14 protein-coding genes, 1 pseudogene and 1 riboswitch are annotated in these 20,060 nt (G+C 43.6%); of the genes and pseudogenes, 4 read left to right on the forward strand and 11 right to left on the reverse strand.

Features of this window, described 5'->3' with window-relative positions:
- A pseudogene (locus tag L5M28_RS18780) lies at nt 1-195 on the forward strand (IS5/IS1182 family transposase); the annotation flags it as partial.
- On the opposite strand, the gene L5M28_RS18785 reads toward L5M28_RS18780, so the two are convergent.
- From L5M28_RS18785 to gbpA, 4 genes are all read right to left on the reverse strand, one after another.
- Nucleotides 155-868 (reverse strand): hypothetical protein, encoded by a 714-nt coding sequence (locus L5M28_RS18785; protein WP_263204164.1) that lies wholly within the window; start codon nt 866-868, stop codon nt 155-157. The pseudogene L5M28_RS18780 and the gene L5M28_RS18785 overlap by 41 nt on opposite strands.
- A gap of 329 nt (nt 869-1,197) precedes the next feature.
- Nucleotides 1,198-3,354, reverse strand: a complete 2,157-nt coding sequence (locus L5M28_RS18790) for a S46 family peptidase (protein WP_263204165.1) — start codon at nt 3,352-3,354, stop codon at nt 1,198-1,200.
- 281 nt (nt 3,355-3,635) lie between these two features.
- Nucleotides 3,636-4,862, reverse strand: coding sequence for an aromatic amino acid transport family protein (locus L5M28_RS18795; protein WP_263204174.1), 1,227 nt, complete (start codon nt 4,860-4,862; stop codon nt 3,636-3,638).
- A gap of 562 nt (nt 4,863-5,424) precedes the next feature.
- Nucleotides 5,425-6,870: an N-acetylglucosamine-binding protein GbpA gene (gbpA, locus tag L5M28_RS18800; protein WP_263204166.1), complete on the reverse strand. Its 1,446-nt coding sequence runs from the start codon at nt 6,868-6,870 to the stop codon at nt 5,425-5,427.
- A gap of 123 nt (nt 6,871-6,993) precedes the next feature.
- A riboswitch (cyclic di-GMP riboswitch) is annotated at nt 6,994-7,093 on the reverse strand.
- A 410-nt stretch (nt 7,094-7,503) separates the two neighbouring features.
- Here gbpA and L5M28_RS18805 point away from each other — a divergent pair.
- The gene (locus L5M28_RS18805; protein ID WP_131524629.1) at nt 7,504-8,058 is read left to right on the forward strand and encodes a TMEM165/GDT1 family protein; all 555 of its coding nucleotides are present in this window, start codon (nt 7,504-7,506) and stop codon (nt 8,056-8,058) included.
- 50 nt (nt 8,059-8,108) lie between these two features.
- Here the strand turns inward: L5M28_RS18805 and norR are convergent, their stop codons facing one another.
- Nucleotides 8,109-9,716, reverse strand: coding sequence for a nitric oxide reductase transcriptional regulator NorR (gene norR, locus L5M28_RS18810; protein ID WP_263204167.1), 1,608 nt, complete (start codon nt 9,714-9,716; stop codon nt 8,109-8,111).
- Between the two features lie 226 nt (nt 9,717-9,942).
- Between norR and norV the strand changes: the two genes are divergently transcribed.
- Nucleotides 9,943-11,472 carry an anaerobic nitric oxide reductase flavorubredoxin gene (norV, locus tag L5M28_RS18815; protein ID WP_263204168.1) on the forward strand — a complete coding sequence of 510 codons (1,530 nt, stop codon included), beginning with the start codon at nt 9,943-9,945 and terminating at the stop codon, nt 11,470-11,472.
- Nucleotides 11,465-12,631 (forward strand): NADH:flavorubredoxin reductase NorW, encoded by a 1,167-nt coding sequence (norW, locus tag L5M28_RS18820; RefSeq protein ID WP_263204169.1) that lies wholly within the window; start codon nt 11,465-11,467, stop codon nt 12,629-12,631. The genes norV and norW overlap by 8 nt, the downstream gene beginning before the upstream one ends.
- A 115-nt stretch (nt 12,632-12,746) precedes the next feature.
- On the opposite strand, the gene katB is transcribed toward norW, so the two are convergent.
- The 6 genes from katB to fkpA all read right to left on the reverse strand — a co-directional run bounded on the left by katB (nt 12,747) and on the right by fkpA (nt 19,989).
- Nucleotides 12,747-14,222, reverse strand: a complete 1,476-nt coding sequence (gene katB, locus L5M28_RS18825; RefSeq protein WP_263204170.1) for a catalase KatB — start codon at nt 14,220-14,222, stop codon at nt 12,747-12,749.
- A 327-nt stretch (nt 14,223-14,549) separates the two neighbouring features.
- Nucleotides 14,550-14,792, reverse strand: coding sequence for a YgjV family protein (locus L5M28_RS18830; protein ID WP_028761593.1), 243 nt, complete (start codon nt 14,790-14,792; stop codon nt 14,550-14,552).
- Between the two features lie 89 nt (nt 14,793-14,881).
- Nucleotides 14,882-15,319 (reverse strand): PaaI family thioesterase, encoded by a 438-nt coding sequence (locus tag L5M28_RS18835; RefSeq protein WP_028761594.1) that lies wholly within the window; start codon nt 15,317-15,319, stop codon nt 14,882-14,884.
- A 105-nt stretch (nt 15,320-15,424) separates the two neighbouring features.
- Nucleotides 15,425-15,880 (reverse strand): hypothetical protein, encoded by a 456-nt coding sequence (locus tag L5M28_RS18840; RefSeq protein ID WP_263163751.1) that lies wholly within the window; start codon nt 15,878-15,880, stop codon nt 15,425-15,427.
- A gap of 110 nt (nt 15,881-15,990) precedes the next feature.
- The gene (exeM, locus tag L5M28_RS18845; RefSeq protein WP_168824918.1) at nt 15,991-18,603 is read right to left on the reverse strand and encodes an extracellular exonuclease ExeM; all 2,613 of its coding nucleotides are present in this window, start codon (nt 18,601-18,603) and stop codon (nt 15,991-15,993) included.
- A 618-nt stretch (nt 18,604-19,221) separates the two neighbouring features.
- Nucleotides 19,222-19,989: an FKBP-type peptidyl-prolyl cis-trans isomerase gene (gene fkpA / locus L5M28_RS18850; RefSeq protein ID WP_131524662.1), complete on the reverse strand. Its 768-nt coding sequence runs from the start codon at nt 19,987-19,989 to the stop codon at nt 19,222-19,224.
- Nucleotides 19,990-20,060: the final 71 nt, after the last annotated feature.

The raw sequence follows: 20,060 nt of genomic DNA on the forward strand, positions 1-20,060 counted from the left end.
AAGCAGTGGAAAAAACGATATGGTTATCATCGCCGTTCAATCTCAGAAACCGCCATGTACAGGATAAAACAACTGCTAGGAGGCACGTTGAGCATGCGGAATTATAACGCTCAGGTGGGAGAAGCTTACGCGATGATTAGGGCTTTGAACAAGCTTACTGGGCTAGGTATGCCTGAAACCCACTATGTAGCTTGATATTTGAACAATGATGAGAGTTTTGTTCGCTGACTCGATTTAGGAAACAAAGCCTTATAAACGTGCGAATTTCTAATATTCTATCTGATTCGTGCTTAATTTTTGGTAGCTTCATGTCAAGTTTGGATAGAAACTCAGTATTTTCATCAATCCAGCAGACGGCACCTTCTGTAGTTGTACTATTAAAGTTAAAATTCAATTGGTAGGTTTCTTTTCTTAAAAATCCCACCTCTTTTGGGTACTCACTTTCTGTATGTACTAATATCTCAAAATCATGACTTACGTACGAAATCCCTAACTCTCTTACTTCTATAGATTTTTGCGCACAGAACTGTGCTAAAGCAGCTGAATCATTTGCTGATGTAGCTAATATCCATCGAGATATGATAATTTCGCCAAAAAGTTTTCTAAGCTCAAGAACGTTTGTCTCTGTAAACTTTTTTATATCTTTATTTATTTTGTTGCGCTGGGAATCAACGAGTTTTTTAACATCAGAAACTTGTTCAGGTAAATAACACTGAAATACATGACCTGACAAAGTATAGCATTCTATACCAAAGTCACCGACATGCTTATCGGGAACATCCCGATAATTAGCTGGCAGGTAGTGCAGCCTAACAATGTTCTTAAAATAATTTTCCCAATCTTTTGGGCTATTTTGTGGGTTTAACAAATCCTAATGTCTCTTCAGTTCCCTCTTAAAAATCAGTTTAACCACATGACGTAGTTTAGTAAATAAGAACTTCACTAACCTAAATAAAGTATCTGCTTATAACTCAATCTCTTCCAACGAAAAAATTGCACAAAATGGATTTTATTATCGGATGACATTTGGTACTTTCCAACCATCGAATATAACAATAGCGATAAACCCAGTGAGTTTATCGCTATTTTGTTGTCTTGTTATTTCAGTATTTTTAAAGCACTAAATCGCACTTGAATGCTGATAATCCAAATTCACTATGCCATTATAGGCCGCACCATTGCTGATGCGGTAATGGATTACTTAACGATTTCCATCTCAGCTAATAAATTGTCGGCATGATCTAAATACTTCATTACCCACAGCATATAACGGCTGTCGACATGAATAGAACGGTTAATCTCGTTATCAAATGCCCAACCGCCGATAATGCTTTCATACACACCGTCGAACAACAGGCCCACTAATTCAGCACGGCCGTTTAAGGTCGGTGAGCCAGAATTTCCGCCAGTAGTATCTAAAGTTGATAAAAAGTTTACTGGTACAGAATCTATTGATTTCATATAGAAATCACCATATTGCTTCTGCTTAATCAGCTCTAACTCTTTCTTCGGTGCATCGAATGGGTCAACACCCGTGTCCTTTTGCACTATGCCTTCAAGGCGAGTGAATGGCACGGCCACTAAGCCGTCTTTTGGCGAATAACCTTTCACATGACCAACCGTGACACGTAAGCTTGAGTTAGCATCGGCATACACTGGCTTACCTTGCTCTAGGTTGTAAGCAATAATGGCATCCATATATTGCGGACGCACCTTCATTAGTTCACCCGCTAATTCTTTTTCTTTCTTTTCTTCAGCCATATCTGTGTCATACATAGCGACAGCGAATTGAATGAAAGGATCTTTAGAGGCTTTAAAATCGGCAACGGATTTGTCCATCCACGCCAGACGAACATCTTTCTTACCTAACTCAGTTTTGGCGTACATTTTATCTAAGGTTTTCGAAAGCTTAGCTTCACTAAACTTTTTATCGATACCAAAGGCTTTATCCAATGCGGGTAGGCGCTGATCTTCTGGCAGTGCGGCGTAGCGTTTTAGCATGTCGTGCAATACCGCTTTATCAACGCTTGGCGCATAACGGCGGTCAATACGCTCCATGCTGGCTTTTAGACGTGTAATATCACGATCTTGGAAGCCCGGTTCACGCTGCATATCTGGCAGTTGTTTCTCGTTCGCGAGGCGATATAAGCTACGCGCCGTCGGCAACATAGTCGTGCTACCTATGTAGCTTAAGATCATGTCACGCTCTTGATGCGTTTTGCCTTTGGCAATCAAGGCATCTAATTCCGCTAAGGTTTTACCGTATTTCGCTTCACGACTGCTGTCTTTGGCTATCCACGCCGCCAGCTTAGCTTCGAGGGCTTTACGGTCGGCCAACATGGTTGATTTGCCGTAAAACTCGATCATAGAAGTGAAGTTTTTCGCGTAATTTGCCAGACCTGCGATTTGACTCTCGTACTTAATACGCTCGTCACTGCCCTCTGGGGCGGTTTCTTTAATGATCTCAATAAAGCGTTCACGCAGCATTTTGCCTTCGGGATAAGCCCACTCAAACTCATTTTGAACTTCAGTAGCTGTGCGATATCTGTTGGTGCGACCTGGGTAGCCTGCCACCATCACAAAATCCCCCTCACTCACGCCTTTAGCCGATACTTTTAAGAAACTTTTTGGCTCATAAGGCACGTTGTCAGCACTAAATTCTGCGGGTTTACCCGCTTTAGATACATAAGCACGGTAGAAAGAAAAATCGCCTGTGTGACGTGGCCACATCCAGTTGTCTACGTCGCCGCCGTATTTACCCACGCTCGCGGCTGGGTTATAGACTAAACGCACATCACGGATTTCCAGTTGTTTAACCAGATAATATTCGAGACCACCGTGAAAGCTATACACTTGGCAACGGTAACCATCTTCTTTTTCACATTCAGCAACTAACGCTTTTTCTTGGCTTTCAATGCCTTGATAGAAGGCGCTGCCCACTTTACCTTCAAGTCCGTTTTTAACTCGCTCAGTGACATTAGTGACATCTTCAGTCACATAGACACGTGAGCCAGGGGTCGCAGGTAATTCATCGGCGAAGGTCTTAGCTAAAAAACCATCCTGCAGCAGATTTTTCTCAGGAGTGGAATTGTATTGAATTGCCCCATAGGCACAGTGATGGTTAGTCACGACTAGGCCCTTTGGCGATACAAATGATGCAGTGCAACCGCCAAGGCTTATCACGGCATTCATCGGGAATTCGGTGAGTTTAGAAATCGATTTTGCATCAATTTCAAGGCCTTTTGCTTTCAGCTCATCAGCCATAGCAGGCAGTTGATGGGGCTGCCACATACCTTCGTCAGCCTGTGCGCCAAAACTAGCGGCCACGGCAACTGTGAGTAACCATTTTTTCATTGTGTTAAGTCCGTTTTATGTGAATGAAGCCACGCGCAAGCTGGGCCATTTTCTCGTTTTAATAGCGTTGTTTTAATTTTAAATAACTGTGCTAAAACCCAGCATCACTCGCTTTAAAACCTAAAAAGCAAAAAGTCAGGCCGGGGCCTGACTTTATCACATGCGACACTCTCTATAACAGACTCTGAAAAACTCGCTTACAAAGCAAATACATTAATAAGCATTATTGGTTTAAGTCTACTCAATTTCAGCCTTTCATGTTCTTAATTTTGAACTAGAGATTAGATAACAATAATTATAATAAAATTGAATAATTCTCTGACTTGCTCAAAAAAACCTCCCACAAATAACTGAGCACCAATAATAATGGCCCCCAAGATACCGGCAAGACCGAGCGCAAATGTGCCGCCTACAACTTGATATCCTTGAGGCTGTATTTGACGCTGACGCAGTGCCATAACAATTGGCAAGAAGATGATCATCACGACCAATGGTACGGCCGCAAATCCCAGTACCGCCACAAAGCCTTCAGGCAAATACAAGGCACACAAAACAGGCGGAATAAAGGTCAGTAACCAAGTTTGAATACGGCCGGCAAACGTTTCTTTGGCACGAGTTAATTCGGCGATAAAGTCATATAAACTTAAGGTCACACCGAGGAATGAAGTCACTAAGGCTAAGTCAGCGAATAATGAAATACATTTGCTGATCCAAGGCGCATGAGCAATATCCTGCAATGCCGTGACGAGTGAAGGTAGTGAACCTTCAAAACTATTCACCTCATATCCGCCTACTGTGCCTAAAGTCACCAATAACCACAGAACATAACAAGCAAGTGGGATAGTCGAGCCGATTAACAACACCTTACGCAGTGATACCGCATCGCCATCAAGATAACGCACTAAAGTGGCGATACAGACGTGGAAACCAAACGAAGTAAACACCACGGGAATTGCCGCCATCCAATTGCTGGTCATAGACTCGGCAATCGCGCCAGTTGCCATGCTAGCAATACTGACTTCGGGCAATAAAAATAATACCACCACCACGAGCAATAGAATCATTAACGAAAATAGGAAACGTGAAACTTTATCGACCCAAGCAACACCTAGCGCCGCAAAGCCACCGAGCACCAGTGTAAATAACAACACTGCGACTTGATTATCGAGCACGATATCGAACATGTTCTTCGCTTTAAGCACTAATAACGAAGAGCCGCCGGTGAGATAAGCCGCGGTCAAAGCAAATAATAAACTCAGGAAAGAAGCACCTTGAATTATTTGACCTTTTTTACCCAGTAACTTACCCGTAATAGCATGCACGTTATCTCCCACGCCAGTGCGTAAGTTAATTTCGAGCATAAGTAATGAGGTATAGGCGGACACGCCCCAAATAACGACGAGTAACACTAAAGCAGGGATAATACCTAAAGCCGCAGTGGCTAAAGGTAACGCTAACATACCTGCGCCAATGGCCGTCCCGGCAACGATGGCGATCGAGCCTAACATTTTTGAATTCACACAATAGTCCTGTTCAATAATTAATTATTATTTTATTTGAGTAAGATTTGAACCGATAAAGCCTTGCGTCTTAAATCGAAATAAGCGACACATCACTTAAAGCATCCAATCAGATCTCGACCTAGCAGATCAATTGGCCCCAATAGCTTTTGAATGTTTCAACCCAGTAGCCATTGAGGCTAACTAAATCGATTATTGAAAAATGGCATGACTTTCAATTGTGATAGCCCAAATTAATGTACCGATATAAGCATCGATTAAATAGATAGTTTGGGACATTAACAGAGCCAAACCCAGTGGGCAAGCCAGTTGTGAACAAAGAAGGGTAGCAAACGGTACGGTAACAACTTAATAGCGCTGTGATAAACGAAAATAAACAAGCCAACAAAATCGCTACCTTTGTTGAGAATACCTGTAATCTTGTATTAGGCTCGAATCAAAATAAAGCCGGTCTTTTTCCATCCGATGCAGACAAAAAGGGCTTAAACACAGCAAATATGTTTAAGCCCAATCACACCTTTTTGAAGCTAGGTTAGCTCAAAAAGTTAATTTACAGCTCAGTCCACGCCATAGCCCAAGAAGCGCCAACACCTGGCTCAAATCCTGTGGCAGAAGCCGACCACTGCACGCAATAGCCGCTATAAGGGAATGGCTTACATTGATACACTTTGCCATTTTTAGGCTGTAACACTGTAGTACCTGCAACGTAACCTTTCACGCCTGCTGGGAATACAAAATCAGCTTCTGGTGCAGGAGCTTGATCCTTTAAGAAGAGATCAAAGTTCTGCTGAATAACATCACCTTGTTTAGGCTCAGCTTTTACCTGCAAATGATAATGCCCAGCTTTAGGCTCAACGACGTCTAACACTAAGCTAGCACTGGTATTGTTAACAGTTTGGCTCACAAAACCTGACGCTGTGCCATCATGGCTAAACAAATACGCTGACACTAGCATCTCGGCGTTACTGGTCACATCAAAGTTGACCTTCGCCGCACCATCGATAATTTGATAATCGTCGGCAAGTGAAGTGACTTCTAAGCTGTTGCCCGGAGCAGGAGCTAAATCAAATCCTACTTCGACACGCTCAATACCTGAGTTTTTCGCTGTAAAAATGTCGTTTTTGCCATACACAGGCTCAATCACACCCGATGCATTTTTTTGTCCCGCTTTTAACTGGGACTGCTGGGCATTAATCGCGCTCGCTAATAGGAAAGGCCAATTTTGTTTATCACCTTGAGTCCCATCACTAATGGTAATGACTGTTTGCTTAGCCGCTTGCTCACCATTGGCGTCAAACACCCGGGTCATCACTTTATCGCCTGCTTTTAGATCGAGTGACGGATTGATATCCCCGACATCTTGCCATTCACTCGGCACAACAGGACCCGAGCCCAAGTTCACATCGATAGCATTGTAGAAACTATTCGTCGTATCTCCCACTTCCCACACGGCCAAGATCACTTGATAACCACTGCGACCTTCTGGCACGTAACAGTCATGGGTCACTAACTTAGGCGGCTGTTCCATACCACCATCAACTACGCAAAAGGGTGCTAAGTCAAAGCTCGCTCGGCTCAAAGCTTGGTTTGGGTTCCAATCTTGGCGAGTTAAATAGTAACGCCAATTACGGGTGACATGGTTTGCTGTGAACTGCCAACTGAACTTATTCCAGCCCGCTTTAATATCCGTCTTTGCCCAACGGCTCGGACTTTGTTCATCCAAAGGTGAAAAAGCACCATTGCCAGCACTCGCCAATTTGCCATCAGCAGGACCTGATTCAGGAAAACCCGATGGCCCCTCAACACTTTGCGGCTCCCATTGCACCGCGCCACAATTGGCATTTTTACCTGTTTTACAGGCATATGAACGCGATTCAGGTGCCACAACATAACCGTGCGCCTGCGCAGAGATACTCACAAACGCATTCGTCGCCATTACTGCCGCGGCCAATAAACTCAATTTAGAAATAGGGGAAAAAACAGTAGGATTTGCCACTTTAATGCACTCCATTGATTGCCTATCATCCTAAACATAATGATAGGCTTAGATATAAAAGTGGTATTTGGGCAAACAACAGCATTAAACAGCAGTCGTTTATCTTTCACAGAAATCGAATTCTGCGGCAACTCCGCTATCTTAGTTCACTAAAAAATCCATTTACAACCTTAGACCGGAAGCTTTGCGTCCTAACTTTTCAATTAGTTTGCCAAATACAGTCGTTATCATTGAGTCACTACGAGTTAACAGTATGTAACCAAGTAGAAATGACTTGGCTAAATTAGCAACAAAAGACAGCGTTGTCAAAAAATAATTCATTTATATTCATTAAGTTACAGAATGTGGATCGGTATTTTTCTGACACCCGTCAAACATTTATCAGCACCTACTGTTATAAACTCGTGCTTGAAACTAAATCTTACCTAGGTATAATGCCCACCTCGCTTCGGGGGAGTAGCTAACTGGATTTCGAGCCATCGTCATCTAGGGTGAACATCAACATACTTGGCAACATGCCATGGTGTTCACAGCAAATCATCGATTTGCCCAGCAAGACCTGAGCACAATGACCGCACCTAGGGGTGGACGGTTTATTGTGCTTATGTCATAACCACCCCTAAAGGATCACACTTGGAAGCCCTACTTGCCTCAACCTTTACGGTTGCTATCGCCGAAATTGGTGATAAAACTCAATTACTTGCACTAATCCTCGCAGCAAGATTTAAAAATAAAACCGCCATTATTCTAGGTATTTTGCTGTCGACATTATTTAACCATTTTGCCGCAGCTTGGATTGGCCAATGGGCGATTAACTGGGTAAGCCCAGATCTGGCACGTTATTTAGTGGCTGCGTCCTTCTTTGCAATCGCTCTTTGGGTGTTAATCCCCGATAAAGTCGATGCAGAAGAGAGCCGTTTCTATAAAATGGGCCCCTTTCTCGCCACTTTTATCCTGTTTTTTATCGCCGAAATGGGGGATAAAACGCAAATCGCAACTGTGGTATTAGCCGCAAAATACGATTCATTAACTATGGTGGTTGCTGGCACAACCTTAGGCATGCTGCTTGCTAACGTACCCGTAGTGATCGCAGGCCACTTCAGCGCCGAAAAATTGCCTATGTTGTGGATACACCGTGGCTGCGCCGTATTGTTCGCACTCTTAGGCGTAGCAACACTGTTCTTCTAAGAATCGAGGCTGGGGTTTTGCTGCAGAATAAAATCTCTTCACGCAATATTTTATTCTTTTAAACCTAACCGTTTTGCAAGTCGGTGCAAATTACCTGTATCGATTTGCAATATTCTTGCACACGCAGCCCAATTTTGTTGATTCGCGGCTAAAACTTGACGAATAAGTTGACGCTGATATCTCTCAGTCGCAGCCTTAAGCCCCAGCATAACACTAGAATTATCTTGCGATTGTCCCTCACGACAGGCCGACTCAGACCTAAATGCTAATTCAATGGCTGGCGTTGTGGCATCTGATGGCCTATCTTCGTCGACTGTTCTGTGTGCTTGATTCATCAAAGAATCGAGCTGAAAATGTTTATCACTTAAGCTGATATAAGCCGTTTTTAGCTCGGCTTTCGCCAACACCGCAGCCCTGTGTATCGCATGCTCTAGCTCACGCACATTACCCGGCCATGTGTATTGCTCTAATAACTGCTGCGCTGCGGGTGTGATATTGATATGGGTGAGTCCTAACTTCGCTTTACAACGTTCAAGAAAAAAACCTGTCAGCATAACAATATCTTGCCCACGCTCTCTTAATGGTGCTACGTGGATAGGAAATACGCTCAACCTATGGTAAAGATCGAAACGAAAGCGCCCTTCCGTTGCCTCTTGGTGCAAAATTCGATTAGTGGCGGCAATAATCCGAGTATTAACTTTTAGGCTCTTATCACTGCCCACTCGCTGTAATTCACCGTATTGTAAAACCCTCAATAACTTAGCTTGCAGCCCCAAGGGAAGCTCCCCGATTTCATCTAAAAACAAGGTCCCCTTGTCAGCGAGTTCAAACTTGCCTTGCCTATGACTGATTGCCCCCGTAAATGCCCCTTTTACATGCCCAAATAACTCGCTTTCGGCGACGGACTCCGGCAATGCAGCGCAGTTCAAATAGATAAGTGATTTATCGGCTCTGGTCGATTGATTATGTATCGCCGCGGCCACTAACTCCTTACCCACGCCAGTTTCGCCGGTAATTAATACCGATAAGTCAGTGCCTGCCACGGCACTTATCTGCTGCTTTAGCGATTGGATCTGTGTGGATTGCCCTATGATCTCCTGCTGACTAGCAGGACGATTGAGCACCTCAGTGCCATTGGAAACTTCAACAACTTGGGATTCTAGCTGTTGCATCAATAACGCAGTATTAAGACTGGCTGCGGCCAGTGCGCTGATCACACGCAACTCGCTATCACTAAAACCATCAAACTGATGAGGGTTGAAACCATCAATGGTGAGCGCCCCAATTAAGCGATCGTTCGCGATTAGTGGTAAACCAATGCAAGCATGTACATGTAAGTTCGCACTATGATTTGGAATTAAACCATCATACGGATCGGGAAGTTCACTGTCGGCCGGGAAACGAACCACATCGCCAGCACGGGCGATAGCCTCTAATCTCGGATGTTCACTAATTTGAAAGCGCCGTCCTAACACTTCGGCAAAGAGCCCATCTATCGCCAAGGGGACAAATTGCTGCTCCCGAAATGCCAATAATGCCGCAGCATCACAATTGACACGCCGCCTGACCACTGCCAACAAACGCTCAAATCTGTCTTGCGTCGACACGCCGACTGTTAAATCTAAGGCTAACTGAGTTAAATCAGCATGGGTACTCATAGCACATCCACAGTCAAATAAAGTCATATTGACAACAGTGTAATGTCAATTTGACCAATATCAAATTGTCATTATGACACCAGCAAGTAATTTTAAATGTTGAAATACGTTAATATAAATAAAAATCAACACCTTAGAATGTTGGCATAGTGAGTGCAATAAGATATTTAACTAAATAAGCAAGATTTACGTAGCGCATTCATTATTAATTATCACAGGTGTATTTATGACTATTCATGTAAAAAACAATATCCACTGGGTGGGTCAACGCGATTGGGAAGTGCAAGATTTTCATGGTACTGAGTACAAAATAACTAAAGGCACAAGCTACAATAGCTACCTTATCCGTGAAGAAAAAACCGTGTTAATTGATACAGTTGATCATCGTTTTAGCCAGCAATTCTTACAAAATCTTGAAGCTGAAATTAATTTAACCGACATAGACTATATTGTGATGAACCATGCAGAGGAAGACCACTCAGGCGCCCTGACTGCATTAATGGCCAAAATTCCTAACACTCCAATTTACTGCAGTGAAAATGCGGTCGACTCCATTGTAGGACATCACCACCACCCAGAATGGAATTTCATTACCGTAAAGACAGGGGATAGTTTAGCGATAGGCAATGGTAAGCAACTGATATTTATCGAAGCACCTATGTTACATTGGCCAGATAGCATGATGACATACCTCACCGAAGATGCGGTTTTATTCAGTAACGATGCCTTTGGCCAACACTATTGCGACGAACATTTATTCAATGATGAGGTTGATCAAAATGAATTAATGGAGCAATGCCTACGATACTACTCAAACATTTTAACACCCTTTAGCAGCCTAGTGACGGCTAAAATTCACGAAGTATTAAGCTTTAATTTACCTGTAGATATGATCGCAACTTCACACGGCATTGTGTGGCGTGATAATCCAGCCCAAATTATTCACCAATATTTAGCTTGGGCCGACGCTTATCAAGAAGACCGTATCACGATTTTCTACGACTCTATGTCCAATAATACTCGCATGATGGCCGACGGTATTGCTCAAGGTATCCATGATGTTGACCCCAATGTAGCGGTAAAAGTGTATAACGTCGCACGTCATGATAAAAACGAAATCCTTGCACAGGCATTTAGGTCAAAAGGTATTTTAGTCGGCTCATCCACCATGAATAATGTGATGATGCCTAAAATTGCCGCCATGCTTGAAGAAATTACGGGCCTGCGTTTTCGCAATAAAAAGGCGGCAGCTTTTGGTAGTTATGGCTGGAATGGCGGCGCAGTCGATAGAATTCACACTCGTTTGATGGATGCTGGTTTTGAAACCTCGGTGGGATTAAAAGTCAAATGGCGTCCCGATCGTGATGCGATGCAAGAATGCCGTCAGCACGGCCAGCGAATCGCGCGAGAATGGGCATTGCGGCCCCTCGATAGCGCTAATAGTCGCTCTATCATTAATCAAGTCATGTCAAAACCTAGCCAAGCCACCACAGCCAGTCAAATAGCTGAAAATACTGCTACTAATAACGTCCCTATGACGGCACCGATTGCAACAAAAGCGTGCGAATTAAATGATACACAATCAATGATTTGCACCGTTTGCCAATGGGTTTATGACCCTGAAAAAGGAGAACCTAATCAAGATGTCATTGCTGGCACACCTTGGACTCAAGTGGCCGAAGACTTCCTCTGTCCCGAATGTGGCCTAGGTAAAAGCGTTTTCGCTGTCATAAAAAATGAGGTGACTAATGCCTAAGCCAATCGTCATTATCGGCAGTGGATTCGCGGCATATCAGCTAGTCAAAACACTGCGACGTTTAAACCGCGAACAACCGATTACAGTTATCACAGCCGACTCTGGTGACGAATACCATAAACCAGATTTAAGCCATGTGTTTAGCCTTAAAAAAATGGCGTCAGACCTCATAAAATTGACCGCGACTGAATTTGCACATGAGCAACAAATTGATGTAATAAATCACTGTGAAGTCATAAAAATAGATAAAGTTCGTCAGGTAGTCTGTTGCCATCAAGGACGCGAAATTGCGTACAAAAAATTAGTGCTTGCCACGGGTGCACGGCCCTTTATTCCACCTATAGAGGGGGATGGCGTCGATATCATCCACACAGTTAACAGCTTAATGGAGTATCAGGCCTGCGAAGCAGACATCCATGGCGCGAGGAGAGTACTGGTTATCGGTGCTGGTTTGGTCGGAGTTGAACTGGCAATGGACTTAGCAACTGCAGGTAAGCAAGTGTTTTTGGTCGATCCACAAGCGAGCTTAATGCCGAATATGCTACCCGAAATGTTAAGCCACAAACTGACCGCTGTACTAAAGCAGCATAACGTCACAGTGCAATTGCAAACCCGAGTCAGCCAACTGCAACACCAAGATGGCAGTATCTCTGTGTGCCTAGATAATGACCAGCGGTTTATTTGTGATGCGGTTATCTGTGCAGCGGGACTTCTCCCTAACAGTCAACTTGCCCAGCATGCGGGGCTAGAGGTCAATAAAGGTATCGTCGTTAACGAATGCTTACAAACCAACGATGCCCATATTTATGCGCTAGGTGATTGCGCCCAAATCAACGGCCAAAATAGGGCCTATTTGCAACCTGCGTTACTGAGCGCCAATGCGCTAGCGAACACATTACTGAACCAACCGACAGCAGTGAATTTTCCCGCCATGCTCATTAAAGTGAAAACGCCACTGTTACCTATGCAGCTCAGCGGTATAACAGTGAATGGCGTCCATCGCTGGCAAGTCGATATTGATGCTCAAGGAAGCTGTATTAAAGCATTCGACGTGGATGAAACATTTATAGGATTTATCGTAACCGAGGATAAAATGCAGCAAGCATTTGGATTGTTAAAGCAGCTAAATAGCCCTAACGCAGCACTCATTGCAGCCTAAGAGCACATTAACGAGAATGTTAATATTGTTGTCGCTTATAATAAAAACTGAGTAGAGGCTTCCTACTCAGTTTTATCGTTTCTACTATTATTCAAACATTCGCAACAGCAACAGTTTAAAGACCTAATGCCAGTTTAATACGTTGTCCGTAATCCGCATCGGCTTGAGTAAAATGCGCCACCATACGTTGCTGCACATCTAAACTCGCTTGACTTAATGAACCCGAAATTGTTGCCACTAGGCGCGCTTTCTCAGCTTCAGAGAAGATGCGATACAAATTACCCGCTTGGGTATAATCGTCTTGGTTATAACGACTATAACGCGCCGCTTCACCTTCTAAACGCAATGGTGGTTCGCTAAAGTTTACTGGCTCAACCAAGGCATCAGCAGTGCTGTTCGGGCCATAGTTTGCCGAAGCATCAGCACCAGTTTGGCTGCCATGGTAAGGGCATTGTGTGCCCGCCATCGCACCTGCACGTTGATGGTGATTTGCCTTAGCGGCATGCGGGCAGTTTACTGGCAATTGGTTGTAGTTAGCACCAATGCGGTAACGCTGCGCATCGGCGTAGGCAAATAAACGCGCTTGTAACATCTTGTCTGGTGAAGCCCCGACGCCTGGGACCAAATTACTCGGTGCTAATGCCACTTGCTCAACTTCAGCAAAGTAGTTTTGTGGCAGACGATTCAGTTCTAATACACCAATCTCAAGTAATGGATAGTCGCTATGCGGCCAAACCTTAGTTAAATCAAATGGATTGATATGGTAAGTATTGGCATCCGCCTCAGGCATAATCTGCACATTAACCGTCCAACGCGGGAAGTTACCATCAGTAATAGCAACCACCATATCGCGCTGCGATGAATCGGGATCAATCCCTTTTAATTTATCAGCCTGTTCATTGGTTAAGTTGACCACACCTTGCTGCGATTTAAAATGGAACTTCACCCAGAAACGCTCGCCCTTGGCATTCCACAGCGAGAAAGTGTGTGAACCATAACCGTGCATTTGACGGTAGTTCGCCGGAATACCACGATCCGACATCAAAATGGTCACTTGATGCATAGCTTCAGGATTCAATGACCAAAAGTCCCACATAGCCTGCGGATCTTTTAAGTTTGTCTTAGGATTACGCTTTTGCGTATGGATAAAGTCTGGAAACTTAATTCCATCTCGCAAGAAAAAGGTCGGCGTATTGTTACCCACAATATCGTGATTACCACGGGCAGTATAAAAACGTAAACCAAAGCCACGTGGATCGCGCTCTGCATCGGCAGAACCCATTTCTCCACCTACGGTTGAGAAACGAATAAAGGTTTCGGTTTGCTTACCAACACCATTGAAATGGTCAGCAATGGTGTAATCGCTTAAATCTTTAGTCAGCGAAAATGTGCCATAAACCCCAGTACCTTTAGCATGCACGATACGCTCAGGAATACGCTCACGGTTGAAATGGGCTAATTTTTCAATTAAATGCCAATCTTGTAATAGCAGAGGACCACGTTCACCCGCCGACAGTGAGTTTTGATCGTCGGCCACTGGGGCGCCGTTTTGGCTCGTTAAGTACTGACTTGTTTGATGTTGTTGACTCATGCCCTGCTCCTTAGTCTTGATTGCTGGTTAACCAGGTTTCAATTAAATCGTAAATGGTGGCCATGGTTTATCTCCTTGGCTGGCGACGTGTTGTCGATAGAGCAAGAATAGAGAATTACCACTTGAGAATAAAACGATTAAACTAGATTTATATAATCTAAAAAAAAGATTAAGAATGAGTTTGGCAAGACAATTAATGAATTACACGGACTCACAGCCAATGGTCCGCTCACATCACTTAAGATGCTGTTGAAAAACCAAATAGCTGCTCAGGACAATGGAGCGAAGTGCGGTGCGAGAAAGCGGAGTTAAGCTGATACACTGCCATTAACTGCTGGATAAGTCGGCTTCACGATAAAGCTTAACCAAATAATAAGTGTCAATCAGCACGATAAAAAAGTTAACTAAGGCAACAGGATAAGCCCCAATTGCCACACCGTAGGCCACAAATAAAGCCGCACCAATGAGATTCCACCAGCGCAGTTTCTTAATGTTTGACATCATCAGTGATATTGCAACGACCACTGAAGCTAAATAACCAACCCATTCCCAAATTGTAGCGTTATCCATATCCAATCCTTATCTATATATTATTTAAATCAAACGATTGATACGCCATTCACACCACAGGTAATAAGCTGGCTCATTGCATTTAGCATTTAGCGTTTAACGACAGCCGCCGTCATCCGTGAAATACAAGTCAGTTCACCCGCACTGTTGTGGATTAAAATCTCCCATACAGAGCTGCGCTTCCCTAAGTGGATAGGCTTAGCCGTGGCGGTTAATACCCCATTACGGGAAGCCCGTAAGTGGTTAGCGTTAATTTCTTGACCGACACAATAGTACTGCTCAAAATCCACCGCGAAATTTGCCGCATAGCTGGCAACGGTTTCAGCAAGCGCGACATTCGCGCCACCATGCACTATGCCCAAAGGGTTATGCACCGCCGGACTGGCTGGCATAGTGGCCTTCATGTAATCGTCGCCAATCTCACTGATCTCAATTCCTAAAGTCTGCATCAAGGTGCCTTTGCCACCCATACCTGCGTCTAAACGCGCGCAATCCTCTAACGTTACAGCTCTAAACCAAATACTCATTGCAACTTCCTAGTCAATAAAACCAATCAGCAGTTTACTGTGAAGTGGATGAAGTTCAACTAGTTTACTCTCAGCTGGTCACATCAATATCAGCAAAAATAAGGCTCAAACTAACCAAGATTTAACGGTACTTAGCTGACTAAACCAGACAAGAAATAATCCCCACACCACGACTACACTTGGCATAATTAACGCATCAGCTCCTAGCACCACAGCCGCTTGCTGAATGCAAAATACATAGGTCATTTGCAACAAAATAGCGATAAGCGAGGCGACCAACACTTTATAAGCAATTAATTTTCTGAATAACAATAATAGGCATCCTAGAACCCCTGAAACCACGGCAAAGCCAAACACAGCATCAACCCAAATTGGCGTCGTTTCATAGAGTTTAATTTGATCTGGGCTCATCTGTGCGAGTGCATCTGGCGTCATAGTCATTTGCATCACAAAAGCCATCAGCCCCATGATATTCCACAACAAACTGAGCGTTGCGACAAAGTAAAACCACAGTGGCGCCTTGATATTCATGGTTTTCAGCGGATTTGAGGTGGTATCCATACTCACTCCTAATAAAAACTGAAAAAAAGAGATAAAAAAGGGATGGTTAACCATCCCTTTGTTTCAGTCTAGCTCACAAATTGCACTTGTGAGTTAACCCCATATACAGGTTAACGGCGACGACGCTGCAAACCAAACAAGGACATCAGTGCTAAACCTAAATAACCTAAAGCACCGCCATCATCTTTAGGCTTTGGCTCAGGTTTTGGCGGCACTACTGGCGCAGGATAACTTAAAGCAACAATCACAGGATCATGATCCGATGCAGAAAAAGCATTTTCAGATTTAGCCAGATCACCAGAGAACTTCTTACCGTATTCAAACAGGCTAGATTCCACTGAGTTGATATGCCAATCTTCAATATCCACTAAACGTTTGGCTAGGCTAGCATTGGCTAAAGCATGATCTAAGTTACCTAACTCGCCGTTATAGCTATAAGAGAAAGTGCTTGCACCGTGGGCTTTCGTGTTCAAGTTGATAAAGCCATAACCTTTTTCAATCTTGCTGCCTTGGCGCTCAAACACTTTGCCGTCGAGCGTCGTCCACGAAGCGGTCAGGATGTCACGCTCTGACTTGCTCGCATCGAAGTCGGTTAGTACACGGATAGGATCCTCCATACCATAGGCATTCATATCACCGATGATCAGTAAGTCGCCTTTCACGTCTTTTAGCGTTTCACCCAAGACTTTGGCTGCAGATACGCGGAAAGCATTACACTTGCCCTGTTGATCGGCAGGATCAACTGACTCTTCGAAGTTAGCCCAATCTTCTAAACAGCCTGAGCCTTTAGATTTCAAATGGTTAACGACTACGGTCAGAGACTCATCATGGATTTTAAAGGTTTGCGCTAAGCTGTGACGTTGATAAGCATCATTGCCAGGGTTAGTCTCAGTTTTGCCATCTTTTGTGCGAGTCACGCTGCCAGCACTGGCGTGCTGTTCTGGAGTACCGATAACTTGTGCAGCCCCTGCTAAAGCCACTTTACCACCACGGTATAACATGCCGACAGTAATCGCATCTGTGCCAAAGTACTTGCCGTCATACTTATCAGCATCGGTGATTTCAACAAAGCTATAGGCGTTTTCAGGCGTCTGCTTGTCATTTAGTGCATCGACTAAATCCTTAATCGCACTCTTCTCACCAAAACCGTTGTTAGCAATTTCCATCAAACCGACGATATCGGCGTTCATGGCGGTAATAGCGCTAACGATTTTAGTACGTTGTAGCACCATTTCTTCCAGCGTTAGGGCGCCACGGTTACTGCCTGATGGATTGGTATCGCCACCATCAACATCGTTAAAGAAGTTCAGCACGTTAAAGCTAGCCACGCGCAGATCTCCCTTAGTTGCAACACTTGGGGCTTCGGTTCTATCGTCACCACGGATAAAATCACCCGCTGTAATAGTATTAGTCGCCACTAAACGATAAGCGCCGTAGCTGTAACCAATCACACCTTGCAGGTTAGTCAGTTGATCGCCAACACGGATGTAACCCGTTTCCACATTGAAATCAGGGAAGTATGGAATAACACCATTGGCAGGCTTGTAATCGGATTCGATAAAGAGTTGGTTTTCGCGGTTAGATTTAACTAATGCCGTTGCTTCAGCAGAAAGCGCTGGATACAGCTGTGTCGGCTTCATCAAAGGTGCTTGATATGACACTAGCATGTTATTGCGACTACCCGCATAGTCGAAGCTGAAGGTGCGGCTGATTTTAAGATCGCTGCCCGCATCTAAGGCCACATTCATGCCTTCATAGCGCTCTAATGCTTGCGCTAAGGTTTCGCCATCGGCCACATAGAAAGGTGCGGCAACAGGGACTTCACCCTTAGCGCCAACATCAAATTTCTTATCGGCTTTAATATCAATTTGAGTTAGGCCAAAGTATTCTTTCACTTTACCCTGCACACACACTTCAACCCCTGGTTGAATCGCTTCAGGTGCAGCTTCACCTAAGAATACAAATACACCATCAGAGGTATACGGTGAGTTATCACCCTTAACTTCTTGTAAGTAAAAACCTTTAAACAAGCTTTCACCACGGGCAGTCACTACGCCACGCACAGTCACTTCGGCTTCAGATTCGAATGCCCCTGCTGGTACAAATGGGCTCGACTCGCCCGCACCTTGTACTTGATAAATAGGCACAATTTTAGCGCCAGTACAGCTAAAGAGCGGCACTTCTGGCTCAGCAGGCGTTTCTAGAGAACCTAAACCTGAGAAGGTATCTTTAGGTAATTGTTCCCACTGGGCGGCATTAAATACTGTATTCGCCACTAACGCATCTAATTTACGTTTTAAGGTAACGTCTAATCCCCAACCCGTTGGCGTCGGCACATCACCAATAATATCGATGACTGCATCATCTTTCATTAAGGCAACCGCATCACCGCCATTAAAACTTAAACTACCAGAGTAACTATCAACCCCTTGAGCAACAGTAATAGTACCGCTAGTATTTAAAATAACTTTTGTCGATTTTGCCGCAATAGTTTGACCACCTAAAGCCACCATATCCGACGCAACAGTAGCACCATCTTTATAACGAACCAGTTTATAACCCGCGAGATCAATTGCCGTATCGCCGCTGTTATACAGTTCAATCGCTTTATTATTTGAGCTACCTTCAACATATTCGGTGATCATCACATCTGCGCTTGCCATCATAGGCAAAGCCGCTGCAACAGCTAAAGAAATAGCCGTTAATTTATTAACATTATCCATATCATCAACCCCATTATTATAATATTGCCGCTAACTTCTATTAACGTGCGAGCGGATTATTTCAGAGTTGAATGCGTAAAAAAAGAGGGCAAGATCGCACATTGCCAATGTAACACATTGATGAGTAACTAATTATAGACACCTCACTGTTCACCTAACAGAACAGGATGGTAAATCAAAAGTATTAGCCATGTAAAAACAAACAGTAAGAGCAATACACATAAGCTCAAAGCATCTAGTGTCCAGCTCAAATAATAATCAATATTTTAATGTGATATTTTGATGATATTATTCGGTATGCAATACCCAATAATATATAAGGAACACGGGTCCTTAAAAGGTAATGGATATAATTAAAACTTAATTTAGCATTCATTATTTTGAAATAAACATAACAGTCAAACTGCTAAAGTGGATGATTTATACCCTTGGTTATTGCAGCAGATTAATGTTGATGATGGGTATAAAAATGAAACATAAAGCCAGTCTGAGAACCAACGACTGTAAGATAGTGAGCTCAATATTAAAACAATAATGCGAATTTTACAGACAAAAAAATACCGCTCATTTAGGAGCGGTATTTTCAATAGCGGCGTATTACACGTCGCAGCTAATCAATTACTTTTTAGCAGGTTCAGCTACTGGCGCTGCAGAAGCTTTCTCGATTGATTTCAACTCAACTTCGAAAATCAACGTAGAGTTTGGTGGAATAGTACCAGTATCACGTACGCCATAGGCTAATTCCGATGGGATCACAAACTTGAACTTAGCGCCAACAGGCATTAATTGCACGCCTTCAGTCCAACCTGGAATAACGCGATTCAAAGGGAACTTAGCCGCTTCGCCGCGTTTATAAGAACTATCAAACTCAGTACCGTCAAGTAAAGTACCAACATAATCCACTTCTACAGTGTCTTCTGCGGCAGGCTTTTCACCCGTGCCAGGAGTTAATACTTCATATTGTAAGCCAGACTCAGTTGTCACTACACCAGGCTTAACCTTGTTTTCTTCAAGGAATTTTTTACCATCTTCGATATTTTTCGCAGAAATCGCTGTGGCTTGTTCCTGACGTTTATCGTTTAACTTTTTATCTAGACCTTGAAGAATGGTTTGCATTTCTTCTTCGGTTAAACTTAATTGGTCATTCAGACCATTAGTGAAACCAGTGACGATCAGAGTGCGATCAACTGGCAGGCCTAATTCTTCTTGCTCTTTGATATGGCCAGACATATAACGACCGATTGAAGCGCCTACACTGTAAGCTTCTTTTTGAGCTTCAGTCGTTAATTCAACATTTGTACTCGTAGCTGCTTTTTCTTCTTGATTACAAGCAGATAGGCCAATAATAGCCAATGCAACTAACGATAATTTATAAATCGATTTCATTAAAGCTTCCTCAGCATCCTCAAGCGGTTACAATAACCTAAGCGTGACAACTTTATACTAGTTATCTCGGT

Origin of the sequence: Shewanella sp. SW32 (genome assembly GCF_025653365.1) — a bacterium.
GTDB lineage: Bacteria > Pseudomonadota > Gammaproteobacteria > Enterobacterales > Shewanellaceae > Shewanella > Shewanella oncorhynchi.

Coding starts and splice junctions, on each gene's coding strand:
- L5M28_RS18790 (WP_263204165.1), bottom strand. CDS start 3,354: ATGAAAAAATGGTTACTCACAGTTGCCGTGGCCGCTAGTTTTGGCGCA.
- L5M28_RS18795 (WP_263204174.1), bottom strand. CDS start 4,862: ATGTTAGGCTCGATCGCCATCGTTGCCGGGACGGCCATTGGCGCAGGT.
- norR (WP_263204167.1), bottom strand. CDS start 9,716: ATGAGTACCCATGCTGATTTAACTCAGTTAGCCTTAGATTTAACAGTC.
- norV (WP_263204168.1), top strand. CDS start 9,943: ATGACTATTCATGTAAAAAACAATATCCACTGGGTGGGTCAACGCGAT.
- norW (WP_263204169.1), top strand. CDS start 11,465: ATGCCTAAGCCAATCGTCATTATCGGCAGTGGATTCGCGGCATATCAG.
- katB (WP_263204170.1), bottom strand. CDS start 14,222: ATGAGTCAACAACATCAAACAAGTCAGTACTTAACGAGCCAAAACGGC.
- L5M28_RS18830 (WP_028761593.1), bottom strand. CDS start 14,792: ATGGATAACGCTACAATTTGGGAATGGGTTGGTTATTTAGCTTCAGTG.
- L5M28_RS18835 (WP_028761594.1), bottom strand. CDS start 15,319: ATGAGTATTTGGTTTAGAGCTGTAACGTTAGAGGATTGCGCGCGTTTA.
- L5M28_RS18840 (WP_263163751.1), bottom strand. CDS start 15,880: ATGGATACCACCTCAAATCCGCTGAAAACCATGAATATCAAGGCGCCA.
- exeM (WP_168824918.1), bottom strand. CDS start 18,603: ATGGATAATGTTAATAAATTAACGGCTATTTCTTTAGCTGTTGCAGCG.
- fkpA (WP_131524662.1), bottom strand. CDS start 19,989: ATGAAATCGATTTATAAATTATCGTTAGTTGCATTGGCTATTATTGGC.